Origin of the sequence: Cobetia sp. MMG027, assembly GCF_027947415.1 — a bacterium.
In the GTDB taxonomy this organism is placed as follows: Bacteria; Pseudomonadota; Gammaproteobacteria; order Pseudomonadales; family Halomonadaceae; genus Cobetia; species Cobetia marina.
Genome location: NZ_JAQJIO010000005.1, coordinates 276,158 through 299,980, shown reverse-complemented (window position 1 = coordinate 299,980; position 23,823 = coordinate 276,158). Strand labels below are relative to the sequence as shown.

General features: G+C 63.4%; 22 protein-coding genes. 4 read left to right on the top strand and 18 right to left on the bottom strand.

Annotation, left to right across the window (positions count from 1 at the left end):
* Positions 1-81 precede the first annotated feature (81 nt).
* From PJK54_RS08810 to PJK54_RS08790, 5 genes are all read right to left on the bottom strand, one after another.
* The gene (locus PJK54_RS08810) at positions 82-663 is read right to left on the bottom strand and encodes a hypoxanthine-guanine phosphoribosyltransferase (RefSeq protein WP_077371987.1); all 582 of its coding nucleotides are present in this window, start codon (positions 661-663) and stop codon (positions 82-84) included.
* On the bottom strand, positions 644-2,035 hold the full coding sequence (locus tag PJK54_RS08805) for a mechanosensitive ion channel family protein (protein ID WP_271302657.1): 1,392 nt from the start codon (positions 2,033-2,035) through the stop codon (positions 644-646). The genes PJK54_RS08810 and PJK54_RS08805 overlap by 20 nt, the downstream gene beginning before the upstream one ends.
* A gap of 47 nt (positions 2,036-2,082) precedes the next feature.
* Positions 2,083-3,177, bottom strand: a complete 1,095-nt coding sequence (nagZ, locus tag PJK54_RS08800) for a beta-N-acetylhexosaminidase (RefSeq protein ID WP_077371984.1) — start codon at positions 3,175-3,177, stop codon at positions 2,083-2,085.
* Positions 3,178-3,379: 202 nt separating this feature from the next.
* Positions 3,380-3,922, bottom strand: a complete 543-nt coding sequence (locus PJK54_RS08795) for a L,D-transpeptidase (protein ID WP_271302656.1) — start codon at positions 3,920-3,922, stop codon at positions 3,380-3,382.
* The gene (locus PJK54_RS08790; protein ID WP_077371978.1) at positions 3,922-4,599 is read right to left on the bottom strand and encodes a TetR/AcrR family transcriptional regulator; all 678 of its coding nucleotides are present in this window, start codon (positions 4,597-4,599) and stop codon (positions 3,922-3,924) included. Before PJK54_RS08790 ends, PJK54_RS08795 begins: the two co-directional genes overlap by 1 nt.
* 562 nt (positions 4,600-5,161) lie before the next feature.
* Between PJK54_RS08790 and lexA the strand changes: the two genes are divergently transcribed.
* Positions 5,162-5,791, top strand: coding sequence for a transcriptional repressor LexA (gene lexA / locus PJK54_RS08785; protein ID WP_077371975.1), 630 nt, complete (start codon positions 5,162-5,164; stop codon positions 5,789-5,791).
* 130 nt (positions 5,792-5,921) lie between these two features.
* Here lexA and PJK54_RS08780 read toward each other — a convergent pair whose 3' ends face one another.
* The 3 genes from PJK54_RS08780 to topA all read right to left on the bottom strand — a co-directional run bounded on the left by PJK54_RS08780 (position 5,922) and on the right by topA (position 9,536).
* The gene (locus tag PJK54_RS08780) at positions 5,922-6,161 is read right to left on the bottom strand and encodes a hypothetical protein (RefSeq protein ID WP_103751365.1); all 240 of its coding nucleotides are present in this window, start codon (positions 6,159-6,161) and stop codon (positions 5,922-5,924) included.
* A gap of 253 nt (positions 6,162-6,414) precedes the next feature.
* Complete coding sequence (locus PJK54_RS08775) at positions 6,415-6,894, bottom strand: DUF6586 family protein (RefSeq protein ID WP_077371969.1); 480 nt, start codon at positions 6,892-6,894, stop codon at positions 6,415-6,417.
* Positions 6,894-9,536 (bottom strand): type I DNA topoisomerase, encoded by a 2,643-nt coding sequence (gene topA, locus PJK54_RS08770; protein WP_077371966.1) that lies wholly within the window; start codon positions 9,534-9,536, stop codon positions 6,894-6,896. The genes PJK54_RS08775 and topA overlap by 1 nt, the downstream gene beginning before the upstream one ends.
* Before the next feature lie 607 nt (positions 9,537-10,143).
* Here topA and pyk point away from each other — a divergent pair.
* Positions 10,144-11,613, top strand: coding sequence for a pyruvate kinase (gene pyk, locus PJK54_RS08765; protein WP_077371963.1), 1,470 nt, complete (start codon positions 10,144-10,146; stop codon positions 11,611-11,613).
* A gap of 79 nt (positions 11,614-11,692) precedes the next feature.
* On the top strand, positions 11,693-12,166 hold the full coding sequence (locus tag PJK54_RS08760) for a methylglyoxal synthase (protein WP_077371960.1): 474 nt from the start codon (positions 11,693-11,695) through the stop codon (positions 12,164-12,166).
* Between the two features lie 205 nt (positions 12,167-12,371).
* Here PJK54_RS08760 and PJK54_RS08755 read toward each other — a convergent pair whose 3' ends face one another.
* The 6 genes from PJK54_RS08755 to PJK54_RS08730 form a co-directional block, all read right to left on the bottom strand.
* Entirely contained in the window at positions 12,372-13,124 is a 753-nt protein-coding gene (locus PJK54_RS08755) for an isochorismatase family protein (RefSeq protein ID WP_271302655.1), read from the bottom strand.
* Between the two features lie 183 nt (positions 13,125-13,307).
* Positions 13,308-13,997 carry a prephenate dehydratase domain-containing protein gene (locus PJK54_RS08750; protein ID WP_271302654.1) on the bottom strand — a complete coding sequence of 230 codons (690 nt, stop codon included), beginning with the start codon at positions 13,995-13,997 and terminating at the stop codon, positions 13,308-13,310.
* Between the two features lie 67 nt (positions 13,998-14,064).
* Entirely contained in the window at positions 14,065-14,817 is a 753-nt protein-coding gene (locus tag PJK54_RS08745) for an SDR family oxidoreductase (protein ID WP_136938284.1), read from the bottom strand.
* 243 nt (positions 14,818-15,060) lie between these two features.
* Positions 15,061-15,612, bottom strand: coding sequence for a lactoylglutathione lyase (gene gloA, locus PJK54_RS08740; protein WP_077371949.1), 552 nt, complete (start codon positions 15,610-15,612; stop codon positions 15,061-15,063).
* A 118-nt stretch (positions 15,613-15,730) separates the two neighbouring features.
* A complete protein-coding gene (gene oadA / locus PJK54_RS08735; protein WP_271302653.1) occupies positions 15,731-17,569 on the bottom strand; it encodes a sodium-extruding oxaloacetate decarboxylase subunit alpha in 1,839 nt (612 codons plus the stop codon).
* Positions 17,570-17,638: 69 nt separating this feature from the next.
* A complete protein-coding gene (locus tag PJK54_RS08730) occupies positions 17,639-19,054 on the bottom strand; it encodes an acetyl-CoA carboxylase biotin carboxylase subunit (protein ID WP_077371943.1) in 1,416 nt (471 codons plus the stop codon).
* 186 nt (positions 19,055-19,240) lie between these two features.
* Here PJK54_RS08730 and PJK54_RS08725 point away from each other — a divergent pair, with 186 nt between their 5' ends.
* Positions 19,241-20,230 carry a LysR family transcriptional regulator gene (locus PJK54_RS08725; RefSeq protein ID WP_077371939.1) on the top strand — a complete coding sequence of 330 codons (990 nt, stop codon included), beginning with the start codon at positions 19,241-19,243 and terminating at the stop codon, positions 20,228-20,230.
* Between the two features lie 88 nt (positions 20,231-20,318).
* Here the strand turns inward: PJK54_RS08725 and lipA are convergent, their stop codons facing one another.
* The 4 genes from lipA to PJK54_RS08705 form a co-directional block, all read right to left on the bottom strand.
* Positions 20,319-21,311 (bottom strand): lipoyl synthase, encoded by a 993-nt coding sequence (gene lipA / locus PJK54_RS08720; RefSeq protein WP_077371936.1) that lies wholly within the window; start codon positions 21,309-21,311, stop codon positions 20,319-20,321.
* On the bottom strand, positions 21,311-22,036 hold the full coding sequence (gene lipB, locus PJK54_RS08715; RefSeq protein ID WP_084209158.1) for a lipoyl(octanoyl) transferase LipB: 726 nt from the start codon (positions 22,034-22,036) through the stop codon (positions 21,311-21,313). The genes lipA and lipB overlap by 1 nt, the downstream gene beginning before the upstream one ends.
* A gap of 57 nt (positions 22,037-22,093) precedes the next feature.
* On the bottom strand, positions 22,094-22,381 hold the full coding sequence (locus PJK54_RS08710; RefSeq protein ID WP_077371930.1) for an HP0495 family protein: 288 nt from the start codon (positions 22,379-22,381) through the stop codon (positions 22,094-22,096).
* Between the two features lie 163 nt (positions 22,382-22,544).
* Positions 22,545-23,747 (bottom strand): D-alanyl-D-alanine carboxypeptidase family protein, encoded by a 1,203-nt coding sequence (locus PJK54_RS08705; RefSeq protein ID WP_084209159.1) that lies wholly within the window; start codon positions 23,745-23,747, stop codon positions 22,545-22,547.
* Positions 23,748-23,823 lie beyond the last annotated feature (76 nt).

The window sequence follows — 23,823 nt, the reverse complement described above, 5'->3', positions numbered from 1 at the left end:
CGGGTGGTGATCACATGCCGGCGTGGCTGCGATGGTGAGACAGGACGGCAGCGCGACGAAACCGCCTCGTCTTCAGGAACGTTACAGCCCCTTGGGCGCGTAGATGCCCGGCGCGTTGCGCCAGTAGCCCTTGTAGTCCATGCCGAAACCGAACAGGAAGCGGTCCTCGACATCCAGACCACAGAAGTCGGCCTTGAAGCCCGGATAGGCCTTGCGATCGTGCTTCTTGTCCACCAGCACACAGCTGGACACGCTGCGCGCACCCGCTTCACGGCAGTACTCGATGATGGCCGCCAGAGTGCCACCCTCATCGAGGATGTCATCGACGATGACCACGTCACGACCGGCCATCGGCAGTTCCGGATTGACGCGCCAGAACAGCTCGCCACCGCGCATGGCACCGCGGTAACGCGTCGCGTGCAGATAATCGACTTCCAGCGGGAACTTGAGTCGGGTCAACAGCTGACCTGCGGTAATCAGGCCGCCATTCATCACGCAGTAGAAGATCGGCATGCGATCACCAAGGCTGCGGGTCAACTCCCCGGCCATGCGATCAAGTGCGACCTCCAGCTCTGCCTGGGGAATCAGGCAGTCGGCGTTGTCCATCACGTCTCGCATTTCGGCATGCAGGGCGCTCAGGGAGTCAGGCGTCGGAGTCAGCATCGGGAGTTTCCTGGGTATCACTGGCCTCATCTCCACGTCGGGCGGACGTGGCAGAGGATGTAGCAGCGGAGGATGAAGCAGAACGGCGGGACCCGCTCTGCGCAGCGTGTGACGGCGAGGCTTCAGCGGCCTTGCCGTCCTGTTCGTCTTGCGGTCGGCGCGGGGACGACTCGCGATCAGCATTCGTGTCGCCTTGAGGAGCAGCGCCCTCGAGGGACAGTACGTCAGCGAAGTGCAGGCGCTGCCCCGGCAGGGCCACGCGTGCATCGTGCTCACGGATGATGTCATGGATGCGCAGCAGCACATCCTGCTTGATGGCGTGATACTTCACCCAGTCGGTCGTGCGCGTGAAGACGTACACGAAGAAGTCCAGAGAGTGTTCACCGTAGCTGTTGAAGTTCACGATCTGGGTCCGCGTCTGGTCGATCTCGTCATGCCCTTCCACCATCTCGCGGACCGCGGTGATGATGTCACCGACCCGGGTGGCATCTTCGTAACGCAAGCCGATGGTCTCGAAGATGCGCCGGTTGTACATCCGTGACGGATTCTCCACCGCGATGCTGGTGAAGATGGCGTTGGGGATGTAGAGCGGACGCATGTCGAAGGTGCGGATGCGCGTCAGCCGCCAGCCGATGTCCTCGACGGTGCCCTCGATCTCGCGGTCCGGCGAGCGAATCCAGTCACCGACCTTGAACGGGCGGTCGAGATGGATCATCAGGGCACCGAAGAAGTTGGCCAGCAGATCACGCGCGGCGAAGCCCACCGCGATACCGCCGACGCCACCGAAGGCCATCACGCCGGACAGTGACACACCGAGATTCTGTAGGATGGCCAGACCCACCAGCACGATCACGACGGCACGCAGCAGCTTGCTGATCGCCGAGGCCGTGGTGGCATCCATCGCGTTGACGTTGGTGCCGGGCGGTGGCGTGGTACGCAGCGACTCGAAGCGCTTGATCATGCGAATCAACGCCCAGGCCAGCGCCAGCAGGGTGATGATCTGGCGCACCGTGCCCAGATAGGCCTCCAGGCTGCCGGGCGCGAACTGATGGGCAAGAATGTCCAGCGCGACCAGCGACCCCATGCTGTAGAGCCACAGAGACAGCGGATGGCGCAGCCCGTGCAGCAGCGCGTCATCCCACAGGTTGCGACTCTTCTCGGCATGCACGGCCAGGCGACTGAGCAGAATGCGCTCGCTCAGATGCAGCACGACCACGGCCACCAGCACCAGGGCGAGGTTGATCCCCCAGAGTGGCAGACCGAAGGTCTGCTCCACCCAGTTGCGCAGCGGCTCGACCCAGTGATTGATCATCTCTTCGGCAGGCGCCGCCAGCTTGTCGGCAGCCGCCTCGGTGGCGGATTTCTCAGCCATGTGGAGTCCTTGGGTGACGTCTGGAGGAAAAGCCCCTCAAGGCTGGCTCATTCAGCCAAGCCCGATGGCATGGCCACCTGCTCGAGCGGCTGACTGGCCGCCAGCGCCTCGAGACGTGCATGGGTACGCCGCCAGCGAGACAGCCCCGCAAGGCCCTCGAGCGTCGGGCGGGCGCGCCCGTAGCGCAGACGCGCCTGACGCTTGCCGGCATTGCGCTGCTCATCCCCATCGAGGCTGTCGAGCACGGCACGTGCGGCGGCGGGATCATTGCACACCAGCGCCATGTCGCAGCCGGCATCCAGTGCCAGACGAGCGCGCACTTCCGGCTCGCCCTCGGCCACGGCAGCCGCCATGCCCAGGTCATCGGAGAAGATGGCACCCTTGAAACCGAACTCCTCACGCAGCAGTCCCAGCCAGCTTGGCGAGAAGCCGGCGGGGCGCGCATCGAAATCGGGGTAGATGACATGAGCCGGCATCACGCCACCCAGGCGATCCGCCAGCGCCGCGAAGGGCTTGAGATCATGCTCGCGCAGCTCGCGGAAGGAGCGGGGGTCGATCACGCGCTCGCGGTGGGTATCCGCCGCGATGCCACCATGACCGGGATAATGCTTGCCGACCGCAGCCATGCCAGCTTCGCGCAGGCCCTCGATGAAGGCGGTCCCGACGGCAATCACGTCCTCGGGAGTCGTCCCGAAGCTGCGGTCGCCGATGATGGTGGAACCCGCGACATCGATATCCAATACCGGCGCGAAGGTGATGTCGCAGCCAATGGCAGCCATCTCCATGCCCAGCAACCAGCCGGCGTCACGGGCAAACCCGAGCCCTGACGACTGGGCATCATCACCGCAGCCGTCACAGTCACGTCCCAGGCAGCAATGTGCCAGGGCGCGCATCGGCGGCAGGCGGGTCACGCCTTCGCGCAGCCGTTGCACCCGTCCGCCTTCCTGATCGATGGCGATCAACAGATGTGGATTGACGCGGCGGATCTCACCGCACAGCGCCAGCACCTGCTCGGGAGAAACACAGTTGCGCGCAAACAGGATGACGCCGCCGACGGCGGGGCGTGCCAGTAGTTCACGTTCGTCAGACGTGAGGGTATGCCCCTCGACGTCGAGCATTACGGAGCCCAATGGCTGTGTCATGACATCCTTCCTGTCCATGGCCTGCTGGCCGTGTCATGCGCTGCAAGGCATGGCACGCACGGCAGGGTTTCATGTCGTTACGGGGCTCGGCAGCCTGGAAGACAAGCCTCAGGACAGGCGGCCGGCGCGAGGAAAGGCGCAATTCTAGCCGACTGAGCGCGACTCGAACAGTCGCGAGCACCAGCCGCCAGGCAACGCAGCGTCAGGCGTGCAACAGCACTGGCGTTCCGGCGGGCGCATGCCGGTAAAGGCACAGCAGATCCTCATCGCGCAGACGAATGCACCCATGGGAGGCCGGGGTGCCCATCGGCTCGCTGGTCGGCGTGCCATGGAAGTAGATGTAGCGCCGCAGGCTGTCGACGCGCTGTCCCGCCGCGTTGCGGCCACGGTTGATGCCGGACTCGCGACCGCTGAGCCACAGGATACGCGTCAGGATCCAGTCGCGTTCGGGGTGCTCGGCGGCCAGTCGAGGCGTGAACACCTCTCCCGTGAAGCGCCGCCCACGATAGACGGCACCACGCGGATTGCCCTCCCCGATCGCGGCGCGAACCACATGCCAGCCGGTCGGCGTGCAACCGCTGCCATCGAGCTCGCCGATACCGTTGAGGCCGCTGGAGATCGCACAGGCATGCACCAGCGTGTCAGGGTCAGCCGCGGGGGGCGGCGCATCACGACTGCCACTCGGCGCGTCATTGCGTATCTCGAGACGCTGGCGGGTGAGATCCACCGCCACCCAGCAAGCCATCAGCTGGCCGCCTGGGTGACCGCTTCACCATCTCCGAGCGAGGCCGGCAGCGGAGCCGCCATCGCCGCCACCACCACCGGACGCATGTGCTGGATCAGCTCGCGCACACTGGTGTGATGGCCGTATTCGGCCTCTTCGATATCGCGCAGTGCGTCCAGTCCCGAGAAGGTGAAGATCACGCTGCCGAGCATGAAGTGCAGACGCCAGAAGCGCTCGTTGTCTGGCAGGTCCGGCGTCGCAAGCTTCAGGAGCTCGGCGAAGCGGCTGAAGACCGTGCCGTAATGCTCGCGGATGTAGCGACGCATGTGGCCCTGCCCCTGGGTATAGGCAAGCCCGAGCAGGCGCATGAAGGTACGCAGGCTGTTGCGCTCGGCCGGCACCTCCAGCACCGTGCGCGCCATCACTTCCAGCAGCGTTTCCAGCGGCACCTGACGACCGGCATGCTGCTGCTCGACACTGTCGAGTGCCGCATGGAAACGCTCGCTGAAGGGGTCGAGATAGCGGGCGAACACTGCCTGGATCAATGACTTCTTTGAGCCGAAGTGATAATTGACCGCCGCCAGGTTGACCTTGGCCTTGCTGGTGATATTGCGCAGCGAGGTTTCGGCGAAGCCTCGCTCGGCGAACAGGACCTCGGCGGTATCGAGGATACGGGTAACGGTATCGGTCTGGGCCATGGGCGGATGCCTTGTCAGGTGATCAGTCACGAGGGGGCACGGGAGTCCTTGTCCCCCCGGGAAACGGCAAGGCCGTGGCCCGGGGGCGACTCTTCTCATGCAGGTCAATCAAACGACATGTCGGTCTTCACGCACCGCGTGTCAGGCAGCGACTCCGAGGCGGAGGCTGCCACGAGCCGTATCCCGAGCACAGGACAGAAGCACAGGACACACAGGGTCAGGTACCGGTAGCCTGATGCGCCCGACGAACATTCGTTTGAAACAAGATAATTCTAGCTGTCCATGCCATGACTGGCAATTGCTGGTTGTTTCAAACACTCGACAGCCAAGACCGGCAGGACGCGCATTCACGCGGGACGCTCGGGGACGGGATGGTCATGGGGTGTCCCGGACACCCGCTGTCTCGCGTCAGCATGTCGATGTCGACGAAGATGCCGGCAACGTTGCTGCCAAAGCACCCACGATGCCTTGCATGACCGCCATGACTGGATACAATGACAGTTGTATGGATGCACACCCCGTGCCGTCAGCTCAGATGCCGCCCAGGCAAAAGGCAATGCCCATGACTCAGCCGCTTACTCCGCGCCAGCAGGATGTCTTCGACTTCATCATCAAGACCATCAAGTCCTCAGGCTATCCGCCAACGCGTGCCGAAATCGCCCAGGCACTGGGCTTTCGCTCACCGAATGCCGCGGAAGAGCATCTGCGTGCCCTGAAGCGCAAGGGAGCCATCGAGATGGTACCGGGCACCTCGCGGGGCATCCGCGTGCCGTCTCTGGCCGAGGCGGAAGAGGATAGCGAGCAGGGCCTGCCGGTCATCGGGGAAGTGGCCGCTGGCAGCCCTATCCTGGCCAGCCAGCATATCGATCGTCATTGCCCGCTGCCCAGTGACTACTTCTCGCCTGCCGCCGACTATCTGCTGCGCGTGCGCGGGGTCTCGATGAAGGATGTCGGCATTCTGGAAGGTGACCTGCTGGCCGTGCACCGCACGAGCAGCGTGCGTGACGGACAGATCGTGGTGGCGCGTCTGGGGGATGAAGTGACGGTGAAGCGTTTCCGTCGCGATGGCCATTACGTATGGCTGGAAGCCGAGAACGAGGACTTCGCTCCCATCAAGGTGGATCTGCGCACGGACAGCCTGGAAATCGAGGGCCTCGGCGTGGGCGTGATCCGCGATGGCGGCCTGCACTGATCTCAAGGCTCGCAGGCAGTCTGTCCTCACAGCGCTGACGCGCAGATGACGATTGTCGCCATCAGGGCATCCACGAAAAAACCCGCCGATTGGCGGGTTTTTTCGTGGCTGGCAGACATGCGGGAAGTGCTCAGTGCACCATGCCTTCCGACTGCTCGTCCTCATCATCCTCGCCATCCCACAGGCGGGTGCGGGTGATGGCGTGATCGATCATCTCACGCGCGACCTCGAAGCGATTGTCACGCAGCAGATCGGCAGCTTCATCGGAGATGCGGATACTGAGAAGTGGCTCACCTTCACTCTCGGCGGCACGCAGGATCACTTCCCCATCTTCCATTTGCACGATTTCAAGTACGGCGGGATCGGACACGTCATTCCTCCTGCACGGCATCCTGAGGATACCGGCGTCGTTGTGATCGTCAGCTTGACGGCGGGCAGGCCCTGCGACTTGCAGTCACTGGCGACAATGCAGAAAAAAGTACGACCACAGCCAGAGCCATGGTCGTACCGGAGAATGCAGGGCTTGCCACAATGCCGCCAGTCTAGCACCCGTCATGCCAAGGCGTCACCTGAATGACAGGTGCGTGACATGCCAGCGCCTTCGGGTCAGGCAAGGCGCGACGCTACCACTCCACATTCGACTCGCGAAGGTGTGACAGCAACGCCTTCATGGCGCTGACTGCCGTGGCGAGACGCTCTGCCAGAGGCGCATTGGCCGCCGCGGCGATGATGAGACCATCGCCACGCGCCTGGCCTTCCTCACGCCGGGCAGCACCGCCCTCTTCATGCAAACGCGTGATATCGGCCACCAGCTGGCTCAACCAACTGTCCGGCTGCGCCTGCAGGCTTCGCAACTGCTCGATTTCCGCCACGGGAGTCGGCGGTGTGGCCAGCCGCTCGCGCCAGCTGCCCTCAGGCCAGCGTGCCGACGCGGCGCACTCCTCGATCAACGAGGCCAATGCCAGCTCCATCAACGCCAGCGCCCCTTCCTCACCGGCCATGCGCCGTGCGACGGCATGCTCATCACGCGTCGCGACGGCCGCCTGCTCCAGCAGCAACTCGGCCTGATACAGCAGTTGATTGGTGCGGCCACGCTGGCTCATCAGCTCTTGGCTCCCTTGCGCTTGTCCTCGACGACCCAACGGCCGTTGTCGAAGGTCGCCTTCCACCCCGTCGCCTTGCCATCCTCGTCCGTCATCACGAACTGCTCCTTGGCCTTGCGCGAGAAACGAATCTGCGTCGGGCGGCCATCGGGGTCTTTCTCCGGCGCCTTGAGGATGAAGTGATACTTCTCCGGCAGCTCGTCGGCATGCGCCTTGAGCTCGCTGACCAGCGGCGGACGCGTCTCGCGATTCTTGGGGAACTGACTGGCGGCAAGGAACAGGCCACTGGCGCCATCACGCAGCACGTAGTGATCCTCGACCTTCACGCAGGCAAGTTCCGGCATGGGGATCGGGTCCATCTTCGGCGGTGCCACTTCCCCGGACTTGAGCAGCTTGCGGGTGTTCTTGCAATCCTCGTTGGTGCAGCCGAAGTACTTGCCGAAACGCCCGGTCTTGAGCTGCATGTCGGCACCGCACTTGTCGCACTCGATGACCGGCCCATCGTAGCCCTTGATGCGGAACTGACCCTGCTCGACTTCATGTCCCACGCAGTCCGGGCTGTTGCCGCAGACGTGCAGCTTGCGCTGCTCGTCGATCAGATAGCTGTCCATGGCCGTGGCGCAGATCGGGCAACGGCGCTTGGCACGCAGTGCATCGGTCTCGGCATTCTCATCCGCGTCAGCGGCGACCGCCTCATCCCCCGGCAACAGGTCGATGGTGGTCTTGCAGCGCTCCTTGGGCGGAAGGTTGTAACCGGAGCACCCCAGGAAGACGCCGGTGGAGGCGGTACGGATCTGCATCTCGCGACCACAGGTCGGGCAGGCGATATCGGTCGGCACCGGCTGATTCGGGCGCATGCCCTCTTCTGACTGGGCGTGATCCAGCTCGGCCTTGAACTCGGCGTAGAAGGCATCCAGCAGTTCACGCCAGTTGCGCTGACCGTTGGCCACCTCATCGAGGTAGTCTTCCATGCGCGCGGTGAAGCCGAAGTCCATCAGGTCCTTGAAGGATTCACTGAGACGATCAGTGACGATGTCACCCAGCTTCTCGGCGTAGAAACGCCGATTTTCCAGCGCCACGTAACCACGATCCTGAATGGTCGAGATGATGGCCGCATAGGTCGAAGGACGGCCGATGCCGCGCTTCTCCAGCTCCTTGACCAGACTGGCTTCGGTGTAACGCGCCGTCGGCTTGGTGAAGTGCTGCTGCGGGTCCAGCTCGACCAGCTCCAGCACCTCGCCGATGGCCAGGTCCGGCAGTGACTGGTCCTCTTCCTTCTTGCCCGCCGGCTTCATCACGCGGGTATAACCGTCAAACTTGAGCACCCGGCCCTTGGCACGCAGCTCGTAGCCATCGACCTCGATGGTCAGGGTCGAGGACAGATACTCCGCCGGCACCATCTGGCAGGCGACGAACTGACGCCAGATCAGCTCATACAGACGCTCCGCGTCACGCTCCATGCCGGTGAGGTCCGTCGCGCGACGCGCCACCTCGGAGGGACGGATCGCTTCGTGAGCTTCCTGGGCGCCTTCCTTGCTGGAGTAGACGTTGGCGGCCTGCGGCAGATAGTTGTCGCCGAATTCCTCAGCGATGAAGTCCCGCGCGGTGGCCACCGCGTCCGCCGACAGATTGGTCGAGTCGGTACGCATGTAAGTGATGTAACCGGCCTCGTAGAGGCGCTGCGCCATCATCATGGTCTTCTTGACCGAGAAGCCGAGACGACTGCTGGCCGCCTGCTGCAGGGTCGAGGTGATGAAGGGGGCATTCGGCTTGGAGCGGGTCGGCTTGTCTTCGCGATTGGAAATCGCGAGCCGAGCGGTACGCAGCGCCGCGATGCGATCCAGCGTTTCCTTCTCGCTGGTCGGACGGAAGGCCTTGCCATCCTGACGCGCCAGTTCGAAACGGATCGCCTCGCCGCTGGTCGCGGCAAGCTCTGCGTGCACATCCCAGAATTCTTCCGGAATGAAGGCACGGATCTCACGCTCGCGCTCGACGATCAAGCGCACGGCAACCGACTGCACTCGCCCGGCCGACAGCCCACGGGCCACCTTGGCCCACAGCAGCGGCGAGACCATGAAACCGACGACACGATCCAGATAGCGACGCGCCTGCTGAGCATGCACGCGGTCCATCTTCAGATCGCCCGGCTCATCGAAGGCCGCCGTGATCGCCTTCTTGGTGATCTCGTTGAACACCACGCGCTTGTAGCGGGTATCGTCGCCACCGATGGTCTCGCGCAGGTGCCAGGCAATCGCCTCACCTTCGCGGTCCAGATCCGTCGCGAGATAGATGGTGTCGGCCTTCTCGGCCAGGCGCGTCAGCTCGGAGACGACCTTTTCCTTGCCGGGCAGGATCTCGTAATGCGCCTCCCAGCCGTTCTCCGGGTCTACCCCCATGCGACGGATGAGCTGCGTCTTGGCCTTCTTTTCCTTGTGAGCCGCCTTGGCTTCCGGCGACATCTTGCGCGTCTCGGCTGCCTGACGGGCACGCTCCTTGGGATCGGTGGCCTGCTTGCCGCTACCGCTGGTCGGCAGATCGCGGATATGCCCGACACTCGACTTCACCACGAAGTCGTTGCCGAGATACTTGTTGATGGTCTTGGCCTTGGCAGGCGACTCGACGATCACCAGTGACTTGCCCATGGTTGCTCGCATCTCCTGGCCGGCGCTGACTGCACCGGCGAATGACTCGTAGCGCTGGGTTTTATCCCAGCCTAAAAATGCGCCTACCCTACCCCAGCATTTCAGCGCTGACCAGCAATGTTGCCAGCACCACGACATGTGGGTGGTGGCAGCGGACATCACACACCACCCCGAATCTCGAGAATCGACGCCCGAGGCATGACGCGGTCATCGACCGGCACCCGGACCTGCCAGACCCGCCAGATGCATGTGTCGCCATGACGACAGGCAAGCCATGACTATATATAAGTGGCCTTTTCACGATTCGTCACATCAGTGTGGCATTACTGACACAGGCAGTGGCAGGCCTGCGGGTCAACGTAGATGCCATCCCCACAGCCGGGGCCTCTCGGATCACGCCGTGTCTGGCTGACCACCAGCCTGACGCCAGCGCTTGTGAAGACGCAAGTCATGTCGCTACCATCGCCACCATGGCAGCCGAATCACTCACGCGCTACCACACCAATCAACCACGACACTCGACAGGCTCCCTTTACGTCGTCAATGTAGTAAAATGACAACACAAACCGCCTGACCCCTCACGCAAGTGTTCAAGGAGTATGTTCTCATGCCGCACGCGTTCAACGGCCCGATCCGCCGCACCAAGATTGTCGCCACACTCGGTCCGGCCAGTGACAAGCCGGGCGTCCTCGACGCGATGATCCGTGCCGGAGTGGATGTGGTTCGCCTCAACTTCTCTCACGGCAGCCCCGAAGACCACCGCATGCGTGCCGAGGCCGTCCGTGCCGCCGCCGCCGCCCAGGGCCGCAGCGTCGCCGTGCTGGGTGATCTGCAAGGTCCGAAGATCCGCATCGCCCGCTTCAAGGACACCGCTGTCCAGCTTCAGGAAGGCCAACCGTTCATCCTGGACATCGGCCTGGGCCGCGATGAAGGTACCGTCGAGCGTGTCGGCTGCGACTATCAGCAACTGGCCGATGACGTGGTCGCCGGCGACGTTCTGCTGCTTGATGACGGTCGCGTGGTGCTCGAGGTCAACGAACTCAAGGGCAACGAGATCCACACCACCGTCAAGGTGGGTGGCAAGCTGTCCAACAACAAGGGCATCAACAAGCAAGGCGGTGGCCTGTCCGCCGAGGCGCTGACCGAGAAGGACAAGGCAGACCTCAAGACCGCCATCGACATCGGCGTGGACTATCTGGCCGTCTCCTTTCCGCGCAGTGGCGCCGACATGCAGCTGGCACGTGAGCTGCTGGGCGAGGAAGGTCGTGACATCGGCCTGATCGCCAAGGTCGAGCGCGCCGAAGCCGTCGCCGACGACGCCGTGCTCGACGGCATCATCCTCGCCAGTGAAGGCGTGATGGTGGCGCGTGGCGATCTGGGCGTGGAGATCGGCGACGCACAGCTGATCGGCGTGCAGAAGCGCATGATCCGCCGTGCCCGCAGCCTCAACCGCGTGGTCATCACCGCGACCCAGATGATGGAGTCGATGATCAGCGCCCCGCTGCCGACCCGCGCCGAAGTCTTCGACGTCGCCAATGCCGTGCTCGACGGCACCGACGCCGTGATGCTGTCGGCCGAGACCGCGGCAGGCGATTTCCCGGTCGAGACCATCGAGACCATGGATCGTGTCTGCCTGGGTGCCGAGCGTGAACGTGCCGCCCAGGAATCCCAGCACCGCATCCACGAAGGCTTCAGCAAGACAGACGAGACCATCGCACTGTCTGCCATGTACGCGGCCAACCACCTGACGGGTGTCGTGGCCATCGTCTGCATGACCGAATCCGGCTACACCCCGCTGATCGCCTCGCGCATCCGCTCGGGTCTGCCGATCGTCGGTCTCGCCCAGGACCAGAAGACCCAGCGCCGCATGGCTCTCTATCGTGGCGTGGTGTCCCTGCCCTTCGATTCCAGCGAGCTGCCGGCGCAGGAGATCAACCGTCGCGCCATCGCCGAGCTGGAAGCGCGCGGCATCGCCAACCGTGGTGATCTGGTGATTCTGACCCGCGGCGATCAGATGAATGCCCACGGTGGCACCAACACCATGAAGATCGTCACTGTCGGTGGCACCATCGACTGAGCGACCGGCATCGACGGATCGACACCGGCAGCGTTATCACTGGCGGGGCTGACACCCCGCCTTCAGGAGATCAAGCGGCATGAGCGAGCAACGACCCAAGCGCCAGGCACGACGCACCCTGGCAGAACGCAAGCGGATTGCGCTGGTGGCTCACGATGGCAAGAAGGATGAGATGCTGGCCTGGGCCATGCGCTGGCGCGATGAGCTGTCACGCCACCAGCTGCTGGGCACCGGCACCACGGCCCGACGCATCAGCAAGGAGCTCGGACTTGAGGTCGAAGGCCTGATGAGCGGGCCGCTGGGTGGTGATCAGCAGATCGGTGCGCGCATCGCCGAAGGCAATCTCGACCTGCTCATCTTCCTGTGGGACCCGTTCGCTCCGATGCCGCACGACCCTGACGTCAAGGCGCTGCTGCGCCTGGCGACACTGTGGAACGTGCCGGTGGCCAACAATGTCGCGAGTGCCGACTTCATGTTCCACTCATCACTGATGTCGGAGTCGGTCGAGATCGCGGTCCCCGATGCCAATGACTGGGTCAGCACCCGCGCCTGACACTGGCACATTGCCGATACACGCAAACGCCCGCCCCTCTTTTGAGTGGGCGGGCGTTTGCGTATGGGCTCGTGTCAGCGTGATCCACATGGTCATTGGCTTTATGCAGAACAGCGAATATCCGCGAAAATGTCGTAATCAAACTACATTTCGGACCTGTACCTGACTGACAGCCTCAAGCGCCTTCCTCCAGGCGTCTGATGCCTCACGCCTGAATCCTGAGCTGGCTGGCGATGATCGCCCCGCGTGAGGCCATGCAATAGAGCCCGATGTGATGGGCGTCTCGCTGCGGGTGGATGGCGGGCGCAGGCAGTCCAAGGGCAGCCACACTTTCCGCACTCAGATCATAGGTGGCGCAGGCAGGCTCCAGCACCACGATGTCGCTCACCTCGCCCAGCAGACCATGATTGCGTGCAGAGAGAAGCGTCAGCACCAGGTCCATCACGCAGATGTCCGTGCAGATTCCCGCCACTATCAGCGTCTTCAGTCGCTGCCGGCCAACCCACTCCTGCAGCGCATTGACGCCGCTTGCCGGGTCGATCGCGCCAATATATCCATTGATGCAATCCTTGCGCACCAGAGTGGCATGCGGATCGCTCTCCAGCCACGCAAGCTCGGCCACCAGCTCATCCTCACCACTACCCTGCTCACAGTGAGCGGGATAGGGCGGCTCCGGGACGCCGGGTGAGTGGGAGTCAATGAAGGCCAGCAGCGGGCGAGCATGCGCCGAGAAACAGCGCGCCACGTCGTCACTGAGCGCCACCATGCGGGTTACCTGGGCATTGTCGGCCTGCGGGGCCAGAGCGCCTCCTTGCACCTGACAGAAGCCGTTGATCTCATCGACCAGAATCAGTCCGGCACTCGGCAGCGAACATTCGTAAGGGGCAGGCCGTACCGGCAGGCGCGCATCCAGCGCAAGGGGGGAGTCGAGAGGCGCGGGGGATGCAGGAAACGACAACGGCGAGCTGTCGGGGCTGCTGGCCGAGGTAGCATCGGCCTTTGACGCTCTCGTGTCAGTCTCTGAGGAAGCAATGGAGTGAGGCATCGTGTCGTACCCGAGGCAAGGAAAGCCTTCAGAGTATCAGCAGGTCACCGGACATGGCAGCGACGCACGGGCGATGGCTGCCATGTCGAAGGATACTCAGCCCGGATCAGACTCGCCTGCCACACAATCTGGCGAAGTTGAGGGCGCGTCGTCCAGATATCCCTGGCCACGCACGCTGCTGGTATCGCGCTTCAACACCGCAAACTGAGCGACACGCCCGGGGTCGTCCTCGATCCGCTCGGCAAGGCACACCAGACCCGGCCTGCGTGCGAGAGACGGTGGCGCGATCGCCAGGGTATCGTGGCGCCTCTCGGCCATATCCAGCGCATCCGCCATGTGCAGGCATTCGATGCGTGCGACACCGGGGAGATTGTGCTCAAGCCACTCGCTGCACTCCTCGAACAGAGCCTCGCGCGCCACGATGCGCTGGACCTTCGAGGGACAGAGGTCCGGTGGCCCCAGCAGGCTGAGGCTGATGGCACGGAAAAGCCGACGCTCCACCCGAATGCCCGGCCAGCAGGCCAACGCCTCGTGGGTGGCCGTCACCGGTCGCTGATGCCCTCTTGACCAGGGGACGACGGCAGCCTCCACCTCTCCTCTCACCAGAGCGTTGACCACCTCGTCGATGCCCGCATAGGCACTCAAGGTGGCATTCGAGGCATACATCTTGGCGGCGCATTCGCGTGAGTACCCCCCGAGCCGTCCCGGGTAGCCGACCCGCAGCACATGAGCCGATGCGCGCGTTGTCGATGCATTTTCCTGAGCTTCGCTTACCGTCACCTTCATCCCTGCCCCTCATGACAACGACTGATGAACATCCGACTTGCCATCAGCATAGCCGTAAATGGCGCACTCAGGCGAAACCACCATTGGCACCGATGACCTGCCCGGTGACCCAGGCGGATTCCTCACCGGCCAACCAGGCCACGACGGCCGCGATATCCGTGGCATCCGCGATACGTCCCAGCGCTGCCATGCCCTTGAGACGCTCGATGGTCTCCTCGCTCTTTCCATGCCGGAACAGCCCGGTATCCGTCGGGCCCGGCGCCACGGCATTGACGGTAATCCCGCGTGCGCCGACCTCCTTGGCCAGCACGCGAGTGAGCTGGTCCACCGCGGCCTTGGACGCCGCATAGGGACCATAGGTGGCGAACATCTGGCGCGTCACGGAGGTGGAGATATTGATCACGCGGCCCCCATCACGCAGCTTGCGCGAGGCTTCGCGCATCATGTTGAAGCTGCCGGTGAGGTTGGCCTGCATCAGACTGGAAAAGTCCTCATCCGTGAACTCGGCCAGCGGCTTGTAGAGGCTCATCCCGGCATTGTTGACCAGAATATCCACTCCGCCATAGTGCTCAGTGGCCAACGTGAACAGCTGACTGGCCATCTTGCTGTCGCCGACATCGCCCTGGACGGCAAGCGCCTGCCCGCCAGCTGCCACTATCTCGGCCACCACCTGATTCGCCCCATCGACATCACTGCGGTAATTGACCACCACCCGGGCGCCGTCCGCCGCCAGACGCTGAGCGATGCCTGCGCCGATGCCGCGCGAGGCTCCGGTCACCACCGCCACCTTGCCGCTCAACTGCTGTGCATTCTCCGACATGGCTGTCTCCCCTTTCGTCATGGGCCATCGATTTCAAGGTCCCTCAATCTCAAGGTCCCTCAATCTCAAGGTCCCTCAATCTCAAGGTCCCTCAATCTCGAACCTTGAGCGTCTCAGTCAGACCTCATCATTGCAGCAACCGGATGCCACTGACACCCCTGCAACGCGGGGTTTCGTATCAACAAAAGAACCGCCACCCCGGGCATGCCGGTGGTGGCGGTTCTTTTACATCGGAGGCCTGCCTCAGGCTTGGCCGTTGGCCTGACGCTCGAAGGTATCGGCACGCAGGATCTCGATCCAGTAGCCGTCGGGATCCTTGACGAAGGCCAGACCCTTCATCTTGCCATCATCGGGGCGCTTGACGAACTCGACACCCAGCGATTCGAAGCGCTCGCTGGCGGCGTAGACGTCCGGCACGCTGACCCCGATGTGGCCGAAGCCCTGAGGCTGGGCGTTGCCATCATGATAGGCGAAGTCCGGGTCGTCCTCGGTCCCCCAGTTGTGCGTCAGCTCCAGCATCGCCTCACGCCCGAAGGTGTAGGTGGTGCGCTTGAGATCATCACTCGGCACGTCGCTGGCCTGGTCGTCGTCCAGATAGGCGAGGAAATAGAGGCTGAACTGCATTTCCGGGAAGTCGAGCTTGCGCACCAGGCGCATGCCGAGCACACGGGTATAGAAGTCCAGACTACGCGTCGGATCCTTGATGCGCAGCATGGTCTGGTTGAAGACATAGCCTCGGGTAGCCGGATCAATCTGCTCACTCAGGCCGGGAACCTGCTCGAAATGTGTTGCCATGATGGTCCTTCCACAGGAAAGGACGGCAGGACATCCACGATGCCCGGCCGTCCCTGGTGATCGAATAGCTGTCAGATGGAGACGGCGAGCGGGTTTTGCAACCTCGCCGGCCGCGGCATCACTCGATTTCGATCAGTACTTCCCCCGGCGTGACGCGATCGCCGCGAGCCACGTGGATGGCCTTGACGGTACCGTCGACGCGCGCCGTGATCTCGGTCTCCATCTTCATCGCCTCGCTGATCAGCACCGACTGGCCTGCCGTGACGCTGTCACCCACCGCCACCAGCACCTCGACGATATTGCCCGGCATCGCCGTGGTGACGTGCCCCGGCGCAGACGCACTCGCGCGCCCGCCGCTCTGGCCACCTGCCACGTAATCGTCCTTGGCTTCGAACACCACCTCTTCCGGCATGCCATCCAGGGTCAGATAGACGTGACGCTTGCTGCCCTTGGCACCGCCGACGCCGGTGATCTGCACCGCATAGGACTCGCCGTGGACATCGATGACGAACTCGGTCGGCACGCCGGAAGACACCGGACGCTCCGCCTCGCCCTGTGGGATGATTTCCGGCGTGAGGGTGCCGGCGCGGCGCTCGCTGAGAAAGTCACGTCCCAGCTCCGGGAACATGGCAAAGGTCAAGACATCCTCAGGGGACTCGGCCAGCTCGCCCAGCTCCTCGGTGAGACGCGCCATTTCCGGGCTCAGCAGATCCGCCGGACGCCCGACCTCCACCGGTGCGTTGCCGATGGCACGCGAGCGAACCTCTTCGTTGACCGGCGCCGGCGCCTGGCCATAGCCGCCCTGCAGATAGCGCTTCACTTCATTGGTGATGCTCTTGTAGCGCTCACCGGTCAGCACGTTGAGCACCGCCTGGGTACCGACGATCTGTGAGGTCGGGGTGACCAGCGGCGGATAGCCCAGATCGGCACGCACACGCGGAATCTCGGCGAACACCTCACGAATGCGCTCCAGCGCATTCTGCTCCTTCAACTGACTGGCCAGGTTGGACATCATGCCGCCGGGGATCTGGCTGATCTGGACCGAGACATCCTCACGGGTGAATTCACTCTCGAAGGCCGAATACTTGCGGCGCACCTCACTGAAGTAGTCACCGATCTCACGCAGCGACTCCAGTTCCAGTCCGGTGTCCCAGCGAGTGTCACGCAGCGAGGCGACGAAGGATTCGGTGGCCGGGTGGCTGGTGCCACCGGCGAAGGCCGAGATGCAGGTATCGATGTGGCGGCAGCCCGCCTCGACGGCCTTGATCTGACACTGCGATGCCAGGCCTGCCGTGGCATGGCTGTGCAGGTGGATCGGCACTTCGACAGCCTCGACCAGCGCACTGACCAGGTCGAAGGTGGCATACGGGGTCAGCAGCCCGGCCATGTCCTTGATCGCGATGGAGTCGGCGCCCATCTCGACCAGCTTGCGCGCCTGCTCGACATACATTTCCAGCGTATGCACCGGGCTCACGGTGTAGCAGATGGTGCCCTGGGCGTGCTTGCCGGCCTTCTTGACCGCGCGCATGGCGGTTTCCATGTTGCGCAGGTCATTCAGGGCATCGAACACGCGGAAGATATCGATGCCGCCGGCCGCGGCACGCTCGACGAAGGCCTCCACCACGTCATCGGCATAATGACGATAGCCGAGCAGGTTCTGGCCGCGCAGCAGCATCTGCAGCGGCGTGTTGGGCATGGCTTCCTTGAGCGACTTCAGACGCGCCCAGGGGTCTTCCTTCAGAAAGCGCACACAGGCATCGAAGGTCGCACCGCCCCAGACCTCGAGGCTGTAGAAGCCGGCCTGATCGAGACGTGCCGCGATGGGCAGCATGTCCTCGGTGCGCATGCGCGTGGCGATCAATGACTGGTGGCCATCACGCAGGACGACTTCGGTGACCTTGACGGCATCAGCCGCAGAGTCGCTCGCGGCATGGGGAGTGGAGGTAGCAGCAGTCATGTCAGGTGTCCTTGTCATTGTTGGTTGAGGAGTCGGGGGAAGGACTCGAACGGCATGTCAGGGGTGGACTCAGAGACCGGCGTGCGCCGCGATCGCCGCCGCGATCGCCAGTGCCGTCTGTTCCGGCAGGCGCTTGACCGAGTACTGGGTCAGCTCCGGATGCGCCGCCACGAAACCGGTATCGAAGCGCGCGTTGCGGAAGTCCGGATGCTTGAGGATTTCCTGATAGTAAGGCGCGGTGGTCTTGACCCCCTGCAGGCGCATGTCATTGAGGGCGCGTGACCCGCGATTGATGACCTCTTCCCATGTCAGCCCCCACACGATGAGCTTCAGGCACATGGAATCGAAATACGGCGGGATGGTGTAGCCGGTATAGATCGCGGTATCGGTTCGCACGCCAGGCCCGCCGGGGGCGTAGTAACGCGTGATGCGCCCGAAGCTGGGCAGGAAGTCGTTCTTGGGGTCCTCGGCATTGATGCGGAACTGGATGGCATAGCCGTGATGGCGGATGTCTTCCTGACGGAAGGCCAGCTTGTGGCCCCAGGCGATGCGGATCTGCTCGCGCACGATGTCCACGCCGGTGATCGCCTCGCTGATGGTGTGCTCCACCTGGACGCGGGTGTTCATCTCCATGAAGTAGATCTCGTTGCCCTTGACCAGGAACTCCACGGTACCGGCATTGCGATAGCCCACGGCCCGCGCGGCGCGCACCGCCATCTCCCCGACGTAGGAGCGCTGCTCCGGCGTCAGCTGAGGGCTGGGGGCAATCTCGATCAGCTTCTGGTTGCGGCGCTGGATGGAGCAGTCACGCTCGAACAGATGGATCACGTTGTCGTGACTGTCGGCCAGAATCTGGACCTCGATGTGATGCGGGTCGACCACGCAGCGCTCCAGGAAGACATCCGCACTGCCGAAGGCCTTGGTGGCCTCCGAGATCACGCGCCCCCAGGCCTGCTTGAGCTGCTGGGCATCATCACAACGCCGGATACCCCGCCCCCCACCACCTGAGGTAGCCTTGAGCATCACCGGATACCCCACCTGCTCCGCCACGCTCAAGGCTTCCTCGACATCGGCCAGATTGCCCTTCGAGCCCGGCGTGACCGGCACGCCAGCCGCTTTCATGGCGGCGCGGGCTTCGGTCTTGTCTCCCATGCGCGCGATGACATCACTGGACGGGCCCACGAAGGCAATGCCCGCCGCTTCGCAGATTCTCGCGAACTCAGCGTTCTCGGAAAGGAAACCATAGCCCGGATGAATGGCATCACAGCCTGTCTCGCGGGCCAGATCCACCAGGCGACGGGGGTCCAGGTAGCCGGCCAGCGGGTCTTCGCCGATGAAATGCGCTTCATCGGCACGCTTGACGTGAAGCGAGAAACGATCGGCTTCGGTGTAGACCGCGACAGAGCGGATGTCCATCTCGGCACAGGCGCGTACAATGCGCACTGCGATTTCCCCTCGGTTGGCGATCAGCAACTTGCGGAACATGGTGACTCTCCCTGACGGAACGCGGTGATCTTGTTGTTGACGGCTTGCGTCTGACTCTCCTGCAACCCTGGAGGCTTGCGAGGGCAGTCATGTTCTCAGGCTTTCCACGCTACCCAGCGAGAGACCAATAGAAAAGTTGATATTTTTTTGCCAATCTATAAGTAAAACCTTATGACTGGGTGTGTCATGTCGCGTCCAAATCTGCTAAACCGATTAACTTTCAGACAGTTACAGGTATTTCAGGCCGTCCATCGCCAGCAGTCCTACTCGCGTGCGGCTGAGCAACTCGGACTGACACAGCCCGCCGTCAGTGCCCAGATTCGCCAATTGGAGCAGGCGCTCGAGCAATCGCTGTTCAAATATGCCGGCAAGACCCTGCATATCCTGCCGGCGGCGGATGCGCTGGCAAGCTCGGTACAGTCGATCTTCGGGGAAGTCTCGAGCCTGCAGATGGAGCTGTCGGAAATCGCCGGCACCATCCGTGGCGAGCTGAATCTGGCGGCCGTGTCCACGGCCCAGTATGTGGTGCCGCACATTCTGGCGCGCTTTCGTGCCCGCTACCCGGAAGTCTCGGTGCGCCTGCGCGTCTGCAATCGCGGCCAGGCACTGGAACGCCTCGCCGAGCGACGCGATGACCTGGTGATCATGGGCATGGTGCCCGATGACGCCAACCTGGCCTTCATGCCGATCCTGGACAACGAGCTGATCCCCATCGTCTGGCCCGGCCACCCGCTGCTGGACGTCAAGGGCGTCACGCTGGAGGATCTCGCCCAGTACTACATGCTGATGCGCGAGCCCGGCTCCGGCACGCGTACCGCCTTCGAGGAATTCGCCGCCCGCGAGCGCGTCTCGCTGCGCCATACGCTGGAGCTGGGCTCCAACGAGGCCATCAAGCAGGGCGTGATGGCGCATCTGGGCGTGGCGATCCTGCCGCGGCTGGCCGTCCAGCTGGAGCTGGCCTCCGGCCTGCTGGCCTCGCCGTCCCTGCCGGGCTTCCCGCTCAGACGCTCCTGGTGCACGGTCTATCCCAAGGATCGCTACCCCACGCCGGTCACCGAGCTGTTCCTGCGTTTCGTGCGCGAGCTGCTGCCGGAGCTCAACGCACACTTCAGCGCGCCGATGGAGCCGATTCCCGGGCACAGCGTCGCCTGCCTGCCGCTGGCCACGGAGCAGTGACGCTCCACCACACGCCCCTGTGCTCATGAACCAAAAAAACCGCCGCGGAGATGATCTCCGCGGCGGTTTTTTTTCGGGCCAGTCCGGCTTATTTCACTTCCACACCATGCGCCTGCTTGTCGGCGTGATAGGAAGAGCGCACCAGCGGACCGGAGGCGACATGCGAGAAGCCCATCTCGCGCGCCTTCTGACCGAGCCAGTCGAAGGTATCCGGGTGGACCCAACGATCGATCGGCAGGTGGCTGCGTGACGGCTGCATGTACTGCCCGAGGGTCAGCATGTCGACGCCGTGATTGCGCAGGTCCTGCATGACCTCGAGCACCTGCTCGTCAGTCTCGCCCACCCCCAGCATCAGACCGGATTTGGTCTTCACTTCCGGGCGACGCTCCTTGTAGCCCTTGAGCAGATCCAGCGACCACTGATAGTCGGCGCCCGGACGCACGCGGCGGTACAGGCTCGGCACGGTCTCCAGATTGTGGTTGAAGACATCCGGCGGTGTCTGCTCGAGCACGTCCAGCGCGACCTGCATGCGGCCACGGAAGTCCGGTACCAGCACTTCGATCTCGGTACCTTCACACTTCTCGCGGATCTCGCGGATGCACTCGGCAATGTGGTTGGAGCCACCGTCACGCAGGTCATCACGGTCAACGGAGGTCACGACGACGTAATTCAGGCGCATCTCGGCGATGGCTTCGGCCAGCTCGCGCGGCTCGTCGGCATTCAGCGCATTGGGACGACCGTGGGCCACGTCACAGAACGGGCAGCGACGGGTACAGATATCGCCCATGATCATGAAGGTCGCGGTGCCCCCGCTGAAGCACTCGCCCAGGTTCGGGCAGGAGGCTTCTTCACACACCGTGTGCAGGCCGTGCTTGCGCAGGGTCTGCTTGATGCGGCTCACCTCAGGGGAGGCAGGCATGCGCACGCGCAGCCAGTCCGGCTTCTTCGGCAAGGTCTCGGTGGGAATCACCTTGACCGGAATGCGAGCGACCTTCTCGGCGCCACGCAGCTTCACGCCACGCTCCTTGCGAGCAGGAGCAGCGGAGGGAGCGGGCTTCGGGGTAGCGGTGGTCTCGGTCATCAGTTCTGTCCTGCTGTTCGAGAAATGTCAGCCAGTGCCGCGGGCAGCCCGCTCACCGGAGTCAGGGTCACGTCCCCCAGGCTTGCGCCCAGACAACGCACCAGGCGGTCACGCTCAGCGGCAAGATCCACCGGCTCGCGCGTCAGGTCGCGTAGCTGGGTCATCGCCATGCCGGCATAGCCGCAGGGATTGATGCGCCCGAAAGGCGCAAGGTCCATGTCCAGATTGATCGCCACGCCATGGAAACTGCATCCACGTCGGATGCGCAACCCCAGCGAGGCAATCTTGGCCTCTTCCATCGAGCGGCGCGGATCATCCATGCGCTGCGCCGATTTCTTCACGTAGACCCCCGGGGCATCGGGGCGTGGATACGCCTCGATGCCGTGCTCGGCCAACGCCGCCACCACCGTCTCTTCCAGCGCAGTGACCAGCTGACGAACGCCGATGCCGCCACGCTTGACGTTGAGCAACGGGTAGAGCACCAGCTGGCCGGGGCCGTGATAGGTCACCTGGCCACCCCGGTCGGTCTGCACCACCGGGATGTCACCCGGCATCAGCAGATGTTCCGGCTTGCCAGCCTGTCCCTGGGTAAAGACGGGGGCGTGCTCCACTACCCACAGCTCATCCGGGGCCTCCGGCGAGCGGGTATCGGTGAAGTCACGCATCGCCGACCACACTTCCTCATACGGCAGCACGCCGAGGTGGTGGACGTGAATCGTGTTCATGCATGCGCTCCTGTGCTCATGGCGCAAGCCAGTGAAGTCGCTCGTCTCACGCGAACGTCACAATACCATGTGGATGCGACCGGTGGCCTTGAGGTCACGGTGCAAGGCATCCAGCTGGTCGGTTCCGGTGGCTCGGATCACCACGCGGATGCTGCGATAGTTGCCGTTCTTGCTGTCCTGCCAGGTGATGGCCGTGGCGTCGAAACCGGGCGCATGCACTTCCAGGACATTGCAGACCACTTCGACGAGATCTTCGGCGGCATTGCCGACGATCTTGAGGGAGAAATCGCAGGGGAATTCGATCTTGGGGGGTGTCTTCTCACCCGCTTTTGGCGTGTTGGCCATGGGAAAGCCCTTCCAGTGATTCTATTTCCGACCATTCTACTCAACAAAGGGCGATCCGTCAGCCGGATCGCCCTTCGTGAAAGACGCATCCCCGGGTTTCAGGGGCGCGTGGCGGGCACCGTCGCATCATCTTGCTCGCTGGCAAGGGCGGACGGCACCAGCCTCAGTTGAACAGGCCGTGGAAGAACAGCATCAGGGCGTCCCACAGACGCTTGAAGAGACCGCCCTGCTCGACTGATTCCAGGGCGACCAGCGGCTCTTCCGCCAGCACCTTGTCCTCGAGCTTGATCTGCAGGGTGCCGTACTGCTCGCCGACCTGCACCGGTGCCTTGATGGTGTCCTTCAGATCAAGACGGGCGGTCAGCTTGTCGGCCTGGCCACTCGGCAGGGTCAGATAGACTTCCTTGGCCATGCCAAGACGCACCTGATCCTTCTCGCCGCCCCAGACACGGGCCTGATTGAGCACGGCCCCCTTGTCATAGAGCTTCTTGCTCTCGAAGTAGCGGAAGCCGTAGGTCAGGAGCTTCTGGGATTCCTGGGCACGCGCCTCTTCGGAGCTGGTGCCCATCACCACGCTGATCAGACGTGTGTCTTCCTTCTTGGCAGACGCCACCAGGCAGTAACCCGCTTCATCGGTATGACCGGTCTTCAGGCCGTCGACGTCCTTGTCACGCCACAGCAGCTTGTTGCGATTGGGCTGCTTGATGCCATTCCAGGTGAAGTACTTCTGGGAATAGATCTGATAGTGATCCGGATAGTCGCGGATGATGTGACGCGCCAGAATCGCGAGATCATGTGCCGTGGAGTAGTGCTCCGCGTGCGGCAGACCGGTGGCGTTCATGTAATGGGTATTGTTCATGCCCAGACGCTTGGCGTGCTGGTTCATCAGGTCGGCGAAGGAGCCCTCGCTGCCGCCGATGTGCTCGGCAAGCGCGACGCTGGCGTCGTTGCCTGACTGGATGATCACGCCATGCAGCAGATCATCGACCGAGACACTGGTGCCCTCGCGGATGAACATGCGCGAGCCGCCGGTCTTCCAGGCGTTGACGCTGATACGCACGTTCTCGTCCGGCGTCAGCTTGCCGTCATCGATTTCATTCTCGACCAGATAGGCCGTCATCATCTTGGTCAGACTTGCCGGCGGCAGACGCTTGTCGGCATTGTGCTCGACCAGGATGCGACCGGAATTGGCATCCATCAGAATCCAGGAGGACGCGGCCAGTTGCGGCGCCGCCGGAATCAGGGTGTCGGCCTCGATGGCCCGGGCCGGCGTGGAGGTGACGCTGGTCAGCAGCGCGATACCGCTGGCCGCCATCAGCCCGGCAAGACGGCGCCGCAATGGAAGAAGTCTGGCTTTCAGGGACATGTTGAAATCTCTTTGACACTCATGCGTTAGCCGGGGCACAAGCCCCGGCCATGTTGCACCCTCGTGGGATGCATGA